Source organism: Massilia sp. S19_KUP03_FR1, assembly GCF_036688685.1.
Classification (GTDB): domain Bacteria; phylum Pseudomonadota; class Gammaproteobacteria; order Burkholderiales; family Burkholderiaceae_D; genus JALYUM01.
This window is the reverse complement of the sequence record NZ_JAQQPS010000002.1, coordinates 86,238-101,160: the sequence shown is the minus strand read 5'-3', so window position 1 is coordinate 101,160 and position 14,923 is coordinate 86,238. Positions and strand designations below refer to the sequence as shown.

Genomic DNA, 14,923 nt, shown 5'->3' with positions numbered 1-14,923 from the left:
GCAGACAAAAAAAAGCAGCCCGCAGGCTGCTTGAGATGGCGCGACAGCGCTTAGAACTGCGCTTCGTCCAGTGCCAGCACGCCGGCACTGCCCTCGATGATCGCCGTGCGCAGACCCGGCGCCTGGGTCAGGAAGTGATCGGCAAAGAAACGGGCGGTGCCGATTTTGGCACGCATGAAGGCAGCATCGCCCTCGCCTGCATCGAGCTTGCCCTGCGCCGCAAGGGCCGCGCGCGCCATCTGCCAGCCACCCAGCACGATGCCGGCCAGCTTCAGGTAGGTCACGCTGCCGGCGAACACGGCCTTGACGTCGGATTTGGTGTTGTTCACCACGTAGTCAACCACGTCGTCGAGCGCCGTGCTGGCCGCGCGCAACTGGCGCAGGATGGCCGCCATGTCGTCGCCCTCGCGCGCCGCAAGTTGTTCCTGCGTGTCGCGCACGCGCGCGAGGATGGCCTTGGCGGTGGCGCCACCGTCGCGCAGCGTCTTGCGGCCCACCAGGTCGTTGGCCTGGATGGCCGTGGTGCCTTCGTAGATGGTCAGGATCTTGGCGTCACGGTAGTGCTGGGCGGCGCCGGTCTCTTCAATAAAACCCATGCCGCCGTGCACTTGCACGCCGTCGCGCGCGACGTTTTCCGACATTTCCGTCGACCAGCCCTTGATGACCGGCACCAGGTATTCGTAGATGGCGAGATTGGTCTTGCGCGTCTCCGGATCAGGATGGTGATGGGCCAGGTCCGACAGCCCGGCGCCGACGTATGCCAGCGCGCGTGCCGCCTCGGTCTGGGCACGCATCGACATCAGCATGCGGCGCACGTCCGGGTGATGGATGATCGAGACCGGACCGGCGGAACCAGCCAGGTCGCGCGACTGCACGCGGTCCTTGGCGAAGGCGACTGCCTGCTGATAGGCGCGCTCGGCCAGGCCGATGCCCTGCAGGCCGACGCCGAAGCGGGCTGCATTCATCATGATGAACATGTACTCGAGGCCGCGGTTTTCTTCGCCCACCAGCGTGCCAATGGCGCCGCCGTTGTCGCCAAATTGCAGCACGGCCGTCGGGCTGGCCTTGATGCCGAGCTTGTGTTCGATGGAGACGCAGTGCGCATCGTTGCGCGCGCCCAGCGAGCCGTCGGCATTAATCAGGAACTTCGGCACGATGAACAGCGAAATACCCTTCACACCCGCGGGCGCATCGGGCGTGCGTGCCAGCACCAGGTGGACGATGTTTTCGGTAAGGTCGTGCTCGCCGTAGGTGATATAAATTTTGGTGCCGAACACTTTATAGGTGCCATCGCCCTGCGGCACCGCGCGCGTGCGCACGGCGGCGAGATCGGAGCCGGCTTGCGGTTCCGTCAGGTTCATGGTGCCGGTCCATTTACCCGAGACCAGGTTTTCCAGGTAGGTGGCTTTATCGGCGTCGGAGCCCGCCGTCAGCAGCGCTTCGATGGCGCCGTCGGACAGCAGCGCTACCAGCGCGAACGAGATCGAGGCCGCGTTGAGCATCTCGATGCACGGCGTGGCGAGCAGTTTCGGCAAGCCCTGGCCGCCGAAGTCGACCGGGTGCTGCACACCCTGCCAGCCGGCTTCGGCGAAGGCTTTATGCGCTTCCTTGAAACCTTTCGAGGTGGTGACCTGGCCGTCATGCCAGAAGCTCGGTTCCTTGTCGCTGGCGTGGTTCAGCGGGGCGATGACGTTGCCGCAGAACTTGGCGTTTTCTTCGAGGACGGCTTCGGCGGTGTCCAGCGTCGCGTCTTCGCAGCCGGGCAACTGGTGGATGTCGGCCAGGCCGGCCAGTTCGTTCATGACGAACAGCATGTCTTTCAGGGGTGCGTTGTAGCTCACGGTTGTCTCCTCGTTATTCTGTTCATGACGCACGCGATCTGCTCGCGTAAATTTGGTTCACCTGACGTAAAAACGTCATCCTCGCGAAGGCGGGGACCTATATCACTTACGATCAGTGTTGCCACAAAACGAAGGTGCTATTGGTCCCCGCCTGCGCGGGGATGACGGTCTGGAGGGCAACAATGGAAAGTCCCCTCCGCGCAAGCAATGTGTTTAACCGAGTGCTTTGATCAATTCCGGCACCACGTCGAACAGGTCACCCACGATGCCGTAGTCGGCCACCGAGAAGATCGGCGCTTCGGGATCCTTGTTGATCGCGACGATGGTCTTCGAATCTTTCATGCCGGCCAAATGCTGGATCGCGCCGGAAATACCAACGGCGATGTACAGCGTCGGCGCGACGATCTTGCCGGTCTGGCCCACTTGCCAATCGTTCGGCACGTAGCCGGCGTCGACCGCGGCGCGTGACGCGCCCATGGCGGCGCCGAGCTTGTCGGCCAGCGGTTCGAGCAGCTTGAAGTTTTCGCCCGAACCCATGCCACGGCCACCGGAGACGATGATCTTGGCGGCGGTCAGTTCGGGACGGTCCGACTTGGCCAGCTCGCGGCCGACAAACGTCGACTTGCCGGAGTCAAGCACGGCGGTGACGGCTTCCACAACAGCGCTACCGCCGGTGCTCGGGGCCGCATCGAAACCGGTGCCGCGCACGGTGATGACTTTCACCGCATCGGTCGACTGCACGGTGGCGATGGCGTTACCGGCATAGATCGGGCGCTCGAAGGTGTCGGGCGAATCAACCTTGGTGATTTCGGAAATTTGCGCAACGTCGAGCTTGGCAGCCACGCGCGGCAGGATGTTTTTGCCGTAAGCGGTGGCCGGGGCCAGGATGTGCGAATAGGCGCTGGCCAGGGCCAGCACTTGTTCGGCGACGTTTTCGGCCAGGCCATCGGCAAAATGCGGCGCATCGGCGACCAGCACTTTGGTGACGCCGGCGATCTGCGCAGCCTGTTCGGCGGCGGCGCCGGCATTGCTGCCGGCCACCAGCAGGTGAACCTCGCCGCCGCAGGCAAGCGCCGCGGTGACGGTGTGGTGGGTGCTGCCCTTCAGGCTGGCGTTGTCGTGTTCGGCAATGACTAGAGCGACCATGATGTTCCTTGTCTTATATAGTGGTGGCGCAAAAACTTAGATGACTTTGGCTTCGTTGCGCAGCTTGGCAACCAGGGTCGCCACATCCGGCACCTTGATGCCGGCCGAGCGCTTGGCCGGCTCCACGACTTTCAGGGTTTTCAGGCGCGGGGTCACGTCGACGCCCAGGTCTTCCGGCTTGATCACTTCCAACGGCTTTTTCTTGGCCTTCATGATGTTCGGCAGCGTTACATAGCGCGGCTCGTTCAGGCGCAGGTCGGTGGTGATGATGGCCGGCAGCGTGAGCGCCAGCGTTTCCAGGCCACCGTCGACTTCACGGGTGACCGTTACTTTGCCGTCTTCCAGTACTACTTTCGACGCGAACGTCGCTTGTGGCCAACCCAGCAGCGAGGCCAGCATCTGGCCGGTCTGGTTCGAGTCGTCGTCGATGGCTTGTTTGCCGAGGATGATCAGTTGCGGTTGTTCTTTATCGGCCAGCGCTTTGAGGACCTTGGCCACGCCCAGCGGCTCGGTGTCGCCGGCGGTTTCGACCAGGATTGCCCGGTCGGCGCCAATGGCCATGCCGGTGCGCAGGGTTTCCTGGCACTGGGTGACGCCGATCGATACCGCCACCACTTCGGTAACCTTGCCGGCTTCCTTCAGGCGCATCGCTTCTTCGAGCGCGATTTCGTCGAAGGGGTTCATCGACATCTTGACGTTGGCAATGTCGACACCGCTGCCGTCGGACTTGACGCGAACTTTGACGTTGTAATCGACAACGCGCTTGACGGGTACCAGAACTTTCATGGGTATGCCTTTGGGAAATTTAGAAGTGACGACGAGCTAAAGTGACCTGAATTATAAGAGAAAAACGCCTTCAGCACGAAATTAAAGCACGATCGTGCGATTTTTAAGTAGAAGGAAACGTCTAAACGACGTTTCTCTGCGTTTTACTTGCGACGCATCAGGAAAGTGAACTCACCGTGGATATGGGTGTGGGCGAGCAGCGCGTTGCCGGTTTGCTTGGCGAAGGCCTGGAAATCGCGCACGGAGCCGGTGTCGGTGGCGACGATGCGCAGCACTTGACCGGTTTCCATGTCGGCCAAGGCTTTCTTCGCCTTGAGGATAGGCAAGGGACAGTTCAGTCCACGTGCATCCAGATCCTTGTGAAACGCCACGGTGTCGCTGTCGAGAATGGTATCGCTCATTGCCTGCCTGCTGGGGATGGTAGTGCTCATTTGACGAAGTCTACTCCAATTCGCGGAGCATGACGCACTGCACCAATGTTTTCGGGTCGGTGTTGCGCGGTCGCAACTGACATTTTATTTCTTGCAATATTGGTATGAATATGGAATGAACGGCGCGCGGATAGTATTGGTTGACAATGCTATGTGGAGAGTCGACCGAAGCCGATTCTCGCCGCGCTTATTGGTGTATTTTGCCCTGAATTTAATCAGGTCCGCTCGGCCACCCAGGCCGTCACGCCGGCCAGCGCCTGCTCGAGGCCGGCTGGCTCCGTGCCGCCCGCCTGCGCCATGTCTGCCCGGCCGCCGCCCTTGCCGCCGACCTGCTTGGCAACAAAGTTGACCAGATCGCCGGCCTTGACTTTGACCGTTGCATCGGCAGTGACACCCGCAATCAGGCTGACTTTGCCGTCAATCACGCTGGCCAGCACGATGGCGGCGGTTTGCAGCTTGTCTTTCAGCTTGTCCATGGTTTCGCGCAGGCGTGCAACGTCGGCGCCATCGAGCACGGCAGCGAGCACCTTGATGCCGTTCACGTCGACGGCCTGGGTCAGCAGCTCGTCGCCCTGCCCGGATGCCAGCTTCGATTTCAGCGCGGCCAGTTCCTTCTCCAGCGACTTGACCTGGTCCTGCACCTGGCCGATGCGCGACGTGAGTTCTTCCGGATTGGTTTTCAGCGAGGCTGCTGCTTCCTGCAGGCGGCGGGTCATGCCTTGCACCAGCGCCAGCGCGCCTTCGCCCGTGACTGCTTCGACGCGACGGATACCGGACGCGACGCCACTTTCCGAGGTGATCTTGAACAGGCCGATGTCGCCGGTACGGGTGACGTGGACGCCACCGCACAGCTCTTTCGACGAGCCAATGTCGAGCACGCGCACTTCATCGCCGTATTTCTCGCCGAACAGTGCCATCGCGCCGTGTTTGACGGCGTCGTCGAACGACATGTTCTGGGCTTGCGTGGCGTGGTTTTCCAGGATTTCGCGGTTGACGATGACTTCGACGCGGGCGATCTCGTCAAGTGTCAACGGCGCGGTGTGGCTGAAGTCGAAACGCGTTTTGTCGGGGTCGACCAGCGAGCCCTTTTGTGCCACGTGGCCGCCCAGCACTTCGCGCAGGGCTTTGTGCATCAGGTGGGTGGCCGAGTGGTTGCGGATGGTGCGGGCGCGCTTGGCTTCGTCCACTTGCGCGTCGACCGTGTCGCCCACCTTCAGGGTGCCGGTTTTCATCACGCCGTGGTGGCCGAACACGTCGGCCTGGATTTTCAGCGTGTCTTCCACTTCGAAGGCGTGGACGCCATTACCGATCAGGCCATGGTCGCCCACCTGGCCGCCGGATTCGGCGTAGAACGGGGTGGTGTCGAGGACCACGATGCCGGCCTGGTCGGCTTTCAGTTCGTGCACCGACACGCCTTCGCTGTAGAGCGCGATGACGTGGGTGTTGTGGACCAGCTTCTCGTAGCCGACGAACTTGGTTTTTCCGCCGGCGTACTCGACCCCGGCGGCCATCTTGAATTTACCCGCGGCGCGCGCGGTTTTCTTTTGCTGTTCCATCGCGGCGGTGAAGCCGTCAACATCGAGCGTGATGCCGCGTTCGCGGCAGATGTCGGCAGTCAGGTCGAGCGGGAAGCCGTAGGTGTCGTACAGCGTAAAAGCGGTGGCACCGTCGAGGTTCTTGCTGTCCTTGGCCAGTTGCGCTTCGAGGATCTTCATGCCGTTTTCCAGCGTTTCGCCGAAACGCTCTTCCTCGGCTTTGAGCACTTGTGCGACGCGCTCTTTGGCTTCGCTCAGCTCCGGGTAAGCTGCGCCCATCTCGATGTTCAGGTCCTCGACCAGCTTGTGGAAGAACGGCTTGGTCTGGCCCAGCTTGTGACCCTGACGCAGGGCGCGGCGGACGATCCGGCGCAGCACATAGCCGGGGCCTTCGCTGGCGGGAATGACGCCATCGACGATCAGGAAACTGGCCGAGCGGATATGGTCGGCGATGACTTTCAGCGAATTGTCGTGCAAGTCGGTGCTGGCGGTTTCACGCGCGGCGGCTTTGATGAGCGCCTGGAACAGGTCGATTTCGTAGTTGCTGTGGACGTGTTGCAGGATTGCGGCGAGGCGCTCGAGGCCCATGCCGGTATCGATCGACGGCTTCGGCAGCGGCGACATGGTGCCGGCTTCATCGCGCACGAACTGCATGAACACCAGGTTCCAGATTTCGATGAAACGGTCGCCGTCTTCGTCAGGCGAGCCCGGCGGGCCGCCCCAGATATCGGCGCCGTGGTCGTAGAACACTTCGGTGCACGGGCCGCACGGGCCGGTTTCGCCCATCTGCCAGAAATTGTCCGATGCGTAACGCGCGCCCTTGTTGTCGCCGATGCGGATGATGCGCTCGACCGGCACGCCGATTTCATTGGCCCAGATATCATAGGCTTCGTCATCTTCAAAATACACGGTGACGGTCAGCTTCTCGGCTGGCAGGCCGTAGACCTTGGTGAGCAATTCCCAGCAATAGTTGATCGCATCGCGCTTGAAATAATCGCCGAAGCTGAAGTTGCCCAGCATCTCGAAGAAGGTGTGATGGCGCGCGGTATAGCCGACGTTTTCCAGGTCATTGTGCTTGCCGCCGGCGCGCACGCAGCGCTGCACGGAGGTCGCACGCGTGTACGGGCGCGAATCGACGCCGAGGAACACATCCTTGAATTGCACCATCCCGCTGTTGGTGAACAACATGGTCGGATCGTTACCGGGAACCAGCGAGCTGGAACGGACAATCGAATGGCCTTTGGATTCGAAGAACTTCAGGAATTTGTCGCGGATTTCGGATGATTTCATGTCGTGGGAGCGAAGGATGGCAGCATGCTGATAAAGAAGACGATTATAGCGTAGCGCCATCGTTCCCTGTCACCTCCCCTGCCCGAACGAACTTGCCCAACAATTAGGGTCAGAGTCGAATTTCCGAGCAATTGATCACATTTAGTGCCCCTCAACACCCATTCCACCAGCACATACTCCGCAATCAATTGGCCAATTAATCGACACTGACCCTATTTGTTTTGCAATTGATCTCAGCGGCCGCCAATGCGGGTCAGTGTCGAATTTTTGGGTAATTTCTCTGGGGAATCGAACTGCAATCAGCTGCGTCCTGGGTCTGGGCGGTTGTCGGCAATCAATTGGTCAATTATTCGACACTGACCCTAATTTTTGGGACATTGTTTTAGGTGAAGTCGGGGCCGATCAAGTCGAGGCGGTCGGTGCAGAGGCAGTCGACGCCCCAGGACTGGAGCGTGCGGGCGCGGGTGGGCGTGTTGACGGTGTAGCAGAGCAGGCCGAGGCCGGCGGATTGGATGGCTTGGGTCGTCGATGCCGTCAGGTGCCGGTGGTTGGTGTGGATCGCGACGGCGCCGAGGGCGCGCGCCTGGGCTTGCCAATCGGGCGGCAAGGTATCGAACAGGCAGGCGCGCGCGAGCTGCGGAGCGGCGTCTTGGGCCGCCGCCAGCGCTGCCATGCTGAACGAAGAGAGCAAGGGCGCGGCCGGTGTGCCGATTTCATCGGCGAACAGCGCGGCGGCGATGCGCGCGACCGTCGCGCCGGTCGCGGCTTCATGACCGGGCACCGGCTTGATCTCGATGTTCATCCAGATGCCGTTGGCCTTGCAGTACTGCGCGAATTCGACGAAGTTTGGCACCGGCTCGCCGGCGTAGGCGGGACCGAACCAGCTGCCGGCGTCCATGCCGGACAGTTCCACGCTGTCGTAGTCGGGGACGTTTCCGCTGCCGGCCACCGTGCGGCCCAGGTACGGGTCGTGCATGACGACCGCGACGCCGTCGCGCGCCAGCATGACGTCGAATTCGATGGCGCGAAAGCCGCGCTGCATGCCCTCGTTGACGCCCGCCAACGTGTTTTCGGGCGCCAAGGTGCCGCCGCCACGGTGCGCCAGCACGCGTGGATAGGGCCACGTCCCGTGCTTGCTGCTCATGTCCGGCCCGCCACGATCAGCCAGCCCAGCGCCAGCAAGTTGACCACCACGCTGACCCAGAACTGCAACTGAAAACTGCGCTTGGCCGTCTTGTGGCGCAAGGTTTGCTGGGCCAGCAAGGCGCCCGGCCAGCCGCCGACCAGGCCCAGCAACAGGAGGCGCTGCTCCGAGGTGCGGCGCAAGCCTTTGCGCGCCGCTGACTTGTCGCGCGCGTAATTGAAAAACGCGATCACGCTGAAAAACAGGTAGAGCACGGCGATGACGGGCAGGATTTCCAGCAGGGCGGGATCGGAAAGAAATTGCATGCGGCACGATCGAAGAACAGGATGCCGCCAGCTTAGGTGGGCGCCGCGCGCTTGTCCACTTGAATATCTGCGCGGAAACTGCGTTCCGTCCGCGCCGTTCGGTATCGAACAGAGCCAGCGTGGCGTGCGCGCTATCCTCCGGATCTCTTTCAGTCGCAAGACATCAAGCGCTACGATTTTTTTTATTCACACCACAACAAGGACAACACCATGGGTATCCTCAGCAATATTTTCCACAAGATCTTCCCGGGTTCGCATCCAGCGGCACAGGGTCCTGCCCCGACGGCGCCCGCCGCGCCAGCGCCCGCTGCAGCTACCCCTGTGAGCGCGCCGGCGGCTGCGCCAGCACCGATGGCAGAAGTCGATGTGGAGGCCATCCTGTCCGGCATGCAAGCCTCGGCCGGGCAGCCGCTGAACTGGCGCACCTCGATCGTCGACCTGTTGAAATTGCTGGGCCTGGACAGCAGCCTGCAATCGCGCAAGGAACTGGCGGCCGAGCTGCATTACACGGGTGACACCAACGATTCGGCGTCGATGAATATCTGGCTGCATCGCCAGGTGATGAACAAGCTGGCCGCCAACGGCGGCAAGGTGCCGGCCGACCTCAAAGACTGATTGCGCCAGCCGCAGCCCGAAGGTCGGCTGCGGCTTTTTTATGGCTAATCGGCCAGGCTGGTGTTGGCCGGCGTACCGCAGGCAAAGCAGAAGCGGGCAAACGCATTCTTGCGCGTCGCACAAGCGCTGCAACGATCGGCCAGGCCGATGCCGCAGTGCGGACAAAAGTCGAGCGCATTATCCTTGAGGTCGACCGCGCGCTCGCAGCCCGGACACACGCCCTTGCTCAGGCGCGCCATGGCCACGTCATATTGGAGCGTCTGGCGCCGCTGCACATCCGGCAGCGCTTCGCTTTCCTTCTGGCGCGCGAGGTAGCGCTGCAGCGAAATAATCGCGTAGCGCCCGGCCAGCACGGTGACGATGATGCCGACCACGTAACGGACATAGCCACCATAACTCGGCAGATATGGCACCAGTTCGACAAAGAACGCGACCAGCGCAAACAGGATAAAACCCCAGGCGAACGGCCAGTAATTGCTCTTGCGCTTCTTTGCAAACAGCCAGCCGGCAAGCACCAGCAGCGGCAAGGTCAGCGCGAGCCGGTAGGCGAACACGCGCAGTTCCTTGCGCTGCATGGCCGTGGCATATGCTGCAGCGGCGGGACGCTCGAGCGCATCCCGGCGCGCAACGGCGGCTTCCGTGGCCTGGCTCGCATCGAGCATGGCCTGGCGTTCGACTTCAACCGCCGCCAGCGCGTGCCGCTCGCTGGCTGCCAACGCGTCGAGCGCTTCGGTGCGCTTGATGAGCTCGGGATCCTGGTCTGGACGCGCGGTGGCCGTGCGCGTCGAAAGCCAGTTGTTGAATGTCTCGCGCGCCGACGCGGTGTTGGCCCGCGCGACCTTGTGCTTTTCCTCGGCCTGCTCGAGTCGCGTATTGGCGGCATCGCGCCTGGCGATGGCCTGGTCGCGCTGCGCCTTCACCGCAGTGAGCGCCGCCGGGTCGATAAATTGCTCGACGGTCAGCGCGGTTTCAACGTCCCACAGGTTGCCGACGATCTGGCTGCCCAGGCCGGTCAGGAAGGCAGCGAAGATGAACGCCACCAGCCAGAGTGCGCGTTGCATCCATTTTTCGGTCAGGCGTAAACTTTTGCTCATCCTGCACTCCATTCCATGGACGCCGACAACAATTTAAAAGTAGGACAAGCCCAGCGCGCGACGCACTTCGTCGACGGTGGCAGCCGCGACGGCACGTGCGTTGATCGTGCCTTCCTTGAGCATTTGCAGCACTTGTCCCTTGTCTTGCGCGAATTCTTCACGACGCGCGCGGATCGGGGCCAGCATCTCCTGCAACACGGTGTCGAGCCGTTTCTTGACGACGCTGTCGCCCAGCCCACCACGCACGTAATGCGCTTTCATCTCTTCGAGCGCCACCTTGTCGGTGTCGAACGCGTCCAGGTACAGGAAGGCGACGTTGCCTTCGAGGTGGCCCGGGTCGGCCACCAGCAAATGCAGCGGATCGGTATACACCTGCTTGACGGCGGCGCGGATCTGGTCGGCGCTGTCGCCCAGGTTGATGGTGTTGCCCAGCGATTTGCTCATCTTGGCCTTGCCATCGATACCAGGCAGGCGGCCGATTTCCGGCACCAGCGCTTTGGTTTCCACCAGAATGTCGCGCTGCACCAGGCGGTTAAAGCGGCGCACGATTTCGTTGGTCTGCTCGATCATCGGGATCTGGTCTTCACCGACCGGCACCAGGGTCGCCTTGAACGCGCTGATGTCGGCGGCCTGGCTGGCCGGATAGGTCAGGAAGCCGGCCGGGATGTCGCGTTCAAACCCGCGCAGGCGAATTTCTTCCTTGACGGTCGGGTTGCGCTCGAGGCGCGCCACGGTGACCAGGTTCAAATAATAGAACGTCAGCTCGGTCAATTCCGGCACTTGCGACTGGATGAAAATGGTCGTCTTGGTGGGATCGATGCCAACGGCCAGGTAGTCGAGCGCCACTTCGATGACGTTGCGGTGCACCTTGCCGGTGTCTTCCATATTGTCGGTCAGGGCCTGGGCATCGGCCAGCATCACGAATTGCTGGTACTGCTGCTGGTAGGCCACGCGGTTGCGCAGGCTGCCGACAAAGTGACCGAGGTGCAGCGGGCCGGTGGGACGGTCGCCGGTCAGAATGACAGTCGCCGGCGGGGTGGTGATCGAACTCATGGAAAACTCCTGTGTTGTGCCCCGATGTGCCGCGCCCAATAAAAACGCCACCTGAATCGAGGCGGCGTTGATTGACTTATTTCTTCATGTCGAGCGGCCGCACTGCATCAGCAACGCCACCAGTAGCCAACATGTGAGAAGGAAAAATTCATGGAGCGCAGGGTGACACCTTACTGTTCCAATGTCAACTACTGCCCTTTCTGCAACGTGCCCGTTATAAGATAAGCCTGTCCAACCCCGTAAAGGCTGCATCGTGCACGAGCAACATGACTTCCCCTTTCTGCGCGAAATCCTGCTCTTCCTCTTGTTGGCCGGCATCCTGATTCCGCTACTGCAACGCCTGCGCATCAACCAGGTGCTCGGTTTCCTGGCCGCCGGCGCGCTGGCTGGCCCGTTCGGCCTGGGACTGCTGGCGCCGCAATTCCACTGGCTGGCCTGGCTCACCTTTCCGGCCGGTGAAGGCGTCAGTGCGCTGGGCGAACTGGGCGTGCTGTTCCTCATGTTCATGATCGGCCTGGAACTGTCGATGGCGCGCCTGTGGGCTATGCGCGGCTGGGTGTTCGGCATCGGCGGCGCGCAAGTACTGCTCAGCGCCGCCGCCCTCGCCTGCGCACTGCACCTGGCAGGACAAGCGTGGCTGAGCAGCGCCATTCTCGGGCTGGTGCTGTCGCTCTCGTCGACCGCCGTCGTCATGCAACTCCTGAATCAACAACACACGACCGGGACCAAACTGGGCCAGGCCGCGTTTGCCGTGCTGATGCTGCAGGACCTGGCCGTCGTGCCGTTGCTGATCGTCATCGGCGCGCTCGGCAAAGGCAGCGGCGACGCCGACGCCACCACCATGCTGGTGCTCATTAGCATCGCCAAGGCGGGCGGCGCGATCGCGCTGATCTACCTGGCGGGCCGGCGCGTCGTGCACCCGCTGTTCCGCACATTCACGCGCCACCACCAGCCGGACGTGTTCATGGCGCTGATCCTGCTGGTCACGTTCGGCATGGCGTCGCTGTCGGCCGCCGCCGGCTTGTCGATGGCGCTGGGCGCGCTGATCGCCGGCCTGCTGCTGGCCGAAACCGAATTTCGCCACGAAGTCGAATTGATGATCGAACCGTTCAAGGGTTTGCTGATGGGGCTGTTCTTCATGACGGTCGGCATGCAAATGGATGCGCGGGAGATGATCGCTGCCCCGCTGTGGCTGGCGGGCGCCGTGCTTGGCCTGCTGCTCATCAAGGGGATCGTCGTCGCCGGCCTGTTCCGGCTGGGGCGTTTGAACTGGGGGCGCGCCATCGAAGGCGGCCTGCTGCTGGGACAGGGTGGCGAGTTTGCCTTCATCATCATCGGCTATGCGGTCGGCGCGCAACTGGTCGATGGCGCGTTCGGCAGCCGCATCATGCTGGCGGTCGGCCTGTCGCTGTTCGTCACGCCCTTGCTGGCGCGCCTGGGCCGCGCCATCGGCGCGCGCTGGGAGCAGGCACACCAGCCGGCCGCGCGCCAGCTCGAACAGGACGAGCTGGACAGCGTGCGCGGCCGCATCATCATTGCGGGGTTCGGGCGCGTCGGCCAGCAACTGGCCAAGCTGCTGAAGGAACAGAACATTCCGTTCATTGCCTTCGAAAACAACGCGAAACTGGTCGCGCAATTCCATGCCGGCGGCCTGCCAGTGTACTTCGGCAATGCCGCCCAGTCCGAGCTGCTGCGGCGCGTCTCGGCGGGCGACGCGCCGGCCATCGTACTGACCATGGATCATCCGGCCTCGGCCATGCATGCGGTGCGCGGCATACGGCGCGAGTTTCCCGGCGTGCCGCTGTTTGCGCGCGCGCGCGACGAGCGCAATGCGCACGCGCTGGCCAGCGCCGGCGCCACGGTGGTGGTGCCGGAAACGCTGGAAGCGAGCCTGCAACTGTCCGCTTTTGTGCTGGAGGCAATGGGGCTGGACGCGCGCCGCGTCGATGCCATCATCGACGCCGAACGCGATGTGTTCGAGGCATCCCTCGCACAAGCCGCACAGCACAAGCCGCTATAATCGCCCACCCTGGCATGGAAGAAGAGGATGGCAAGATGACAGATTCAGTACAGCACAGCGCGCCTGCGGGCGGCATGCCGAAGGCGCTTGGTCACATTCGCGTGCTCGACCTGTCGCGGGTGCTGGCCGGCCCATGGTGCGCACAGAACCTGGCCGACCTGGGCGCCGACGTGATCAAGATCGAGCGTCCGGGCGTAGGCGACGACACCCGCGCCTGGGGGCCGCCATACGCGCACGACGCCGCCGGCAACCCCACCAGCGAAGCCGCGTATTACCTGGCCGCCAACCGCGGCAAGCGCTCGGTCACGGTTGACATCGCCAGCGCTGGCGGCCAGGCCCTGCTGCGCGAACTGGTCTTGCACTGCGACGTGGTGCTGGAAAATTTCAAGGTCGGCCAGCTGGCGCGCTACGGTCTCGATTACGCCAGCTTGCGCGCGCTGAAGCCCGACATTGTGTATTGCTCCATCACCGGCTTCGGTCAGGACGGTCCGTATGCCCATCGCGCCGGCTACGACTTCCTGATCCAGGGCATGGGCGGCCTGATGTCGGTGACCGGCGAGCGCGATGCCTTGCCCGGCGGCGGCCCGCAAAAAGCGGGCGTCGCGCTGACCGACATCATGACCGGCATGTACGCCACCGTCGCCGTGCTGGCCGCCCTCACCCACCGCGACCGCACGGGCGAAGGCCAGTACATCGACATGGCACTGCTCGACACGCAAGTGGCCATGCTGGCTAACATGGGCAGCAACTACCTGAACACGGGCACGCCGCCCCAGCGCTGGGGCAACGCGCATGCCAACATCGTGCCGTACCAGACCTTCGCCTGCCTCGATGGCCACATCATCGTCGCGGCCGGCAACGACAGCCAGTACCAGAAATTCGTCGAAGCAGGCGGCCGTCCCGCACTGGCGCACGATCCCCTGTACGCCACCAACCCGCTGCGCGTAAAACATCGCGACACACTGGTGCCGCTGCTGGCCGCGATGGTGCTTGAGCGCAGCCGCGCGGACTGGATCGCGCTTCTCGAAGCGGTCGGCGTGCCATGCGGCCCCATCAACGATATCGCCGATGTGTTCGCCAACCCGCAAGTACAGGCGCGCGAACTCGCGTTCAAGCTGCCGCACCCGAGCGCCGGCAGCGTCAAGCTGGTGCGCAGCCCGATGCGCATGTCGGCCACGCCGGTGGTCACCGATTTGGCGCCGCCGCTGCTGGGCCAGCATACGGTCGAAGTGCTGCGGGATGTCCTCGGCAAAAGTGCCAAGGACATCGCCGATCTGCACGCGCACGGGGTGTTGTAAAGATTAGTGCAGCTTGTGCTTGAAGTCGGACAGTTCGTCGTGCACGCGCTTGACGGCGGCTTCCACCTGCGGCGCCACTTGCGGATTGGCGCGGCTGAGGCGCTTGGCTTCGTCGCCCATGTCTTCCAGCTTGTCGACGGCGGCAGCGATGCGCGTCTGGTCGTTCGATGCCATGACGGGTTGGGCTTGCCGGTATTCCTGCGACAGGCGGTCGATGCAGCTGCGAATTTCCTGCGGCGCATCCTGGGACGCCTGGCACGCGCGCTGCGCTTCATCGATGGTCGCTTGCAGGTGCTGGAAGCGGCGGGCAATTTCGTTGGCTTGTAGCATGATCATCTCCTCGATATGTTTTCAACAGTCAAGGT

The 14,923-nt window shown here is 62.8% G+C and carries 13 protein-coding genes; 3 read left to right on the top strand and 10 right to left on the bottom strand.

Features of this window, described 5'->3' with window-relative positions; all coding sequences use genetic code 11:
• Window positions 1-50: 50 nt before the first annotated feature.
• The 7 genes from V6M87_RS02165 to V6M87_RS02135 form a co-directional block, all read right to left on the bottom strand.
• On the bottom strand, window positions 51-1,841 hold the full coding sequence (locus V6M87_RS02165; RefSeq protein ID WP_332848084.1) for an acyl-CoA dehydrogenase: 1,791 nt from the start codon (window positions 1,839-1,841) through the stop codon (window positions 51-53).
• A gap of 213 nt (window positions 1,842-2,054) precedes the next feature.
• Window positions 2,055-2,987 carry an electron transfer flavoprotein subunit alpha/FixB family protein gene (locus V6M87_RS02160; RefSeq protein ID WP_332848083.1) on the bottom strand — a complete coding sequence of 311 codons (933 nt, stop codon included), beginning with the start codon at window positions 2,985-2,987 and terminating at the stop codon, window positions 2,055-2,057.
• Window positions 2,988-3,023: 36 nt separating this feature from the next.
• Window positions 3,024-3,773, bottom strand: a complete 750-nt coding sequence (locus tag V6M87_RS02155) for an electron transfer flavoprotein subunit beta/FixA family protein (protein WP_332848082.1) — start codon at window positions 3,771-3,773, stop codon at window positions 3,024-3,026.
• A gap of 143 nt (window positions 3,774-3,916) precedes the next feature.
• Window positions 3,917-4,174 carry a sulfurtransferase TusA family protein gene (locus tag V6M87_RS02150; protein ID WP_332848081.1) on the bottom strand — a complete coding sequence of 86 codons (258 nt, stop codon included), beginning with the start codon at window positions 4,172-4,174 and terminating at the stop codon, window positions 3,917-3,919.
• A gap of 245 nt (window positions 4,175-4,419) precedes the next feature.
• Window positions 4,420-7,029: an alanine--tRNA ligase gene (alaS, locus tag V6M87_RS02145; RefSeq protein WP_332848080.1), complete on the bottom strand. Its 2,610-nt coding sequence runs from the start codon at window positions 7,027-7,029 to the stop codon at window positions 4,420-4,422.
• A 382-nt stretch (window positions 7,030-7,411) separates the two neighbouring features.
• Window positions 7,412-8,173 carry a glycerophosphodiester phosphodiesterase gene (ugpQ, locus tag V6M87_RS02140; protein WP_332848079.1) on the bottom strand — a complete coding sequence of 254 codons (762 nt, stop codon included), beginning with the start codon at window positions 8,171-8,173 and terminating at the stop codon, window positions 7,412-7,414.
• Window positions 8,170-8,478 (bottom strand): DUF1294 domain-containing protein, encoded by a 309-nt coding sequence (locus V6M87_RS02135; RefSeq protein WP_332848078.1) that lies wholly within the window; start codon window positions 8,476-8,478, stop codon window positions 8,170-8,172. The genes ugpQ and V6M87_RS02135 overlap by 4 nt, the downstream gene beginning before the upstream one ends.
• 210 nt (window positions 8,479-8,688) lie before the next feature.
• On the opposite strand from V6M87_RS02135, the gene V6M87_RS02130 reads away from it, so the two are divergent.
• The gene (locus V6M87_RS02130; protein ID WP_332848077.1) at window positions 8,689-9,093 is read left to right on the top strand and encodes a DUF3597 domain-containing protein; all 405 of its coding nucleotides are present in this window, start codon (window positions 8,689-8,691) and stop codon (window positions 9,091-9,093) included.
• 44 nt (window positions 9,094-9,137) lie between these two features.
• On the opposite strand, the gene V6M87_RS02125 is transcribed toward V6M87_RS02130, so the two are convergent.
• Complete coding sequence (locus V6M87_RS02125; protein WP_332848076.1) at window positions 9,138-10,187, bottom strand: serine endopeptidase; 1,050 nt, start codon at window positions 10,185-10,187, stop codon at window positions 9,138-9,140.
• 33 nt (window positions 10,188-10,220) lie between these two features.
• Complete coding sequence (gene trpS, locus V6M87_RS02120) at window positions 10,221-11,240, bottom strand: tryptophan--tRNA ligase (protein ID WP_332848075.1); 1,020 nt, start codon at window positions 11,238-11,240, stop codon at window positions 10,221-10,223.
• 253 nt (window positions 11,241-11,493) lie between these two features.
• On the opposite strand from trpS, the gene V6M87_RS02115 reads away from it, so the two are divergent.
• Together V6M87_RS02115 and V6M87_RS02110 are read left to right on the top strand one after the other, a co-directional pair.
• Window positions 11,494-13,260 carry a cation:proton antiporter domain-containing protein gene (locus tag V6M87_RS02115; protein WP_332848074.1) on the top strand — a complete coding sequence of 589 codons (1,767 nt, stop codon included), beginning with the start codon at window positions 11,494-11,496 and terminating at the stop codon, window positions 13,258-13,260.
• 74 nt (window positions 13,261-13,334) lie between these two features.
• A complete protein-coding gene (locus tag V6M87_RS02110) occupies window positions 13,335-14,558 on the top strand; it encodes a CaiB/BaiF CoA transferase family protein (RefSeq protein ID WP_442920544.1) in 1,224 nt (407 codons plus the stop codon).
• Between the two features lie 3 nt (window positions 14,559-14,561).
• Here V6M87_RS02110 and V6M87_RS02105 read toward each other — a convergent pair whose 3' ends face one another.
• Complete coding sequence (locus V6M87_RS02105; protein ID WP_332848072.1) at window positions 14,562-14,888, bottom strand: hypothetical protein; 327 nt, start codon at window positions 14,886-14,888, stop codon at window positions 14,562-14,564.
• Between the last annotated feature and the right edge of the window lie 35 nt (window positions 14,889-14,923).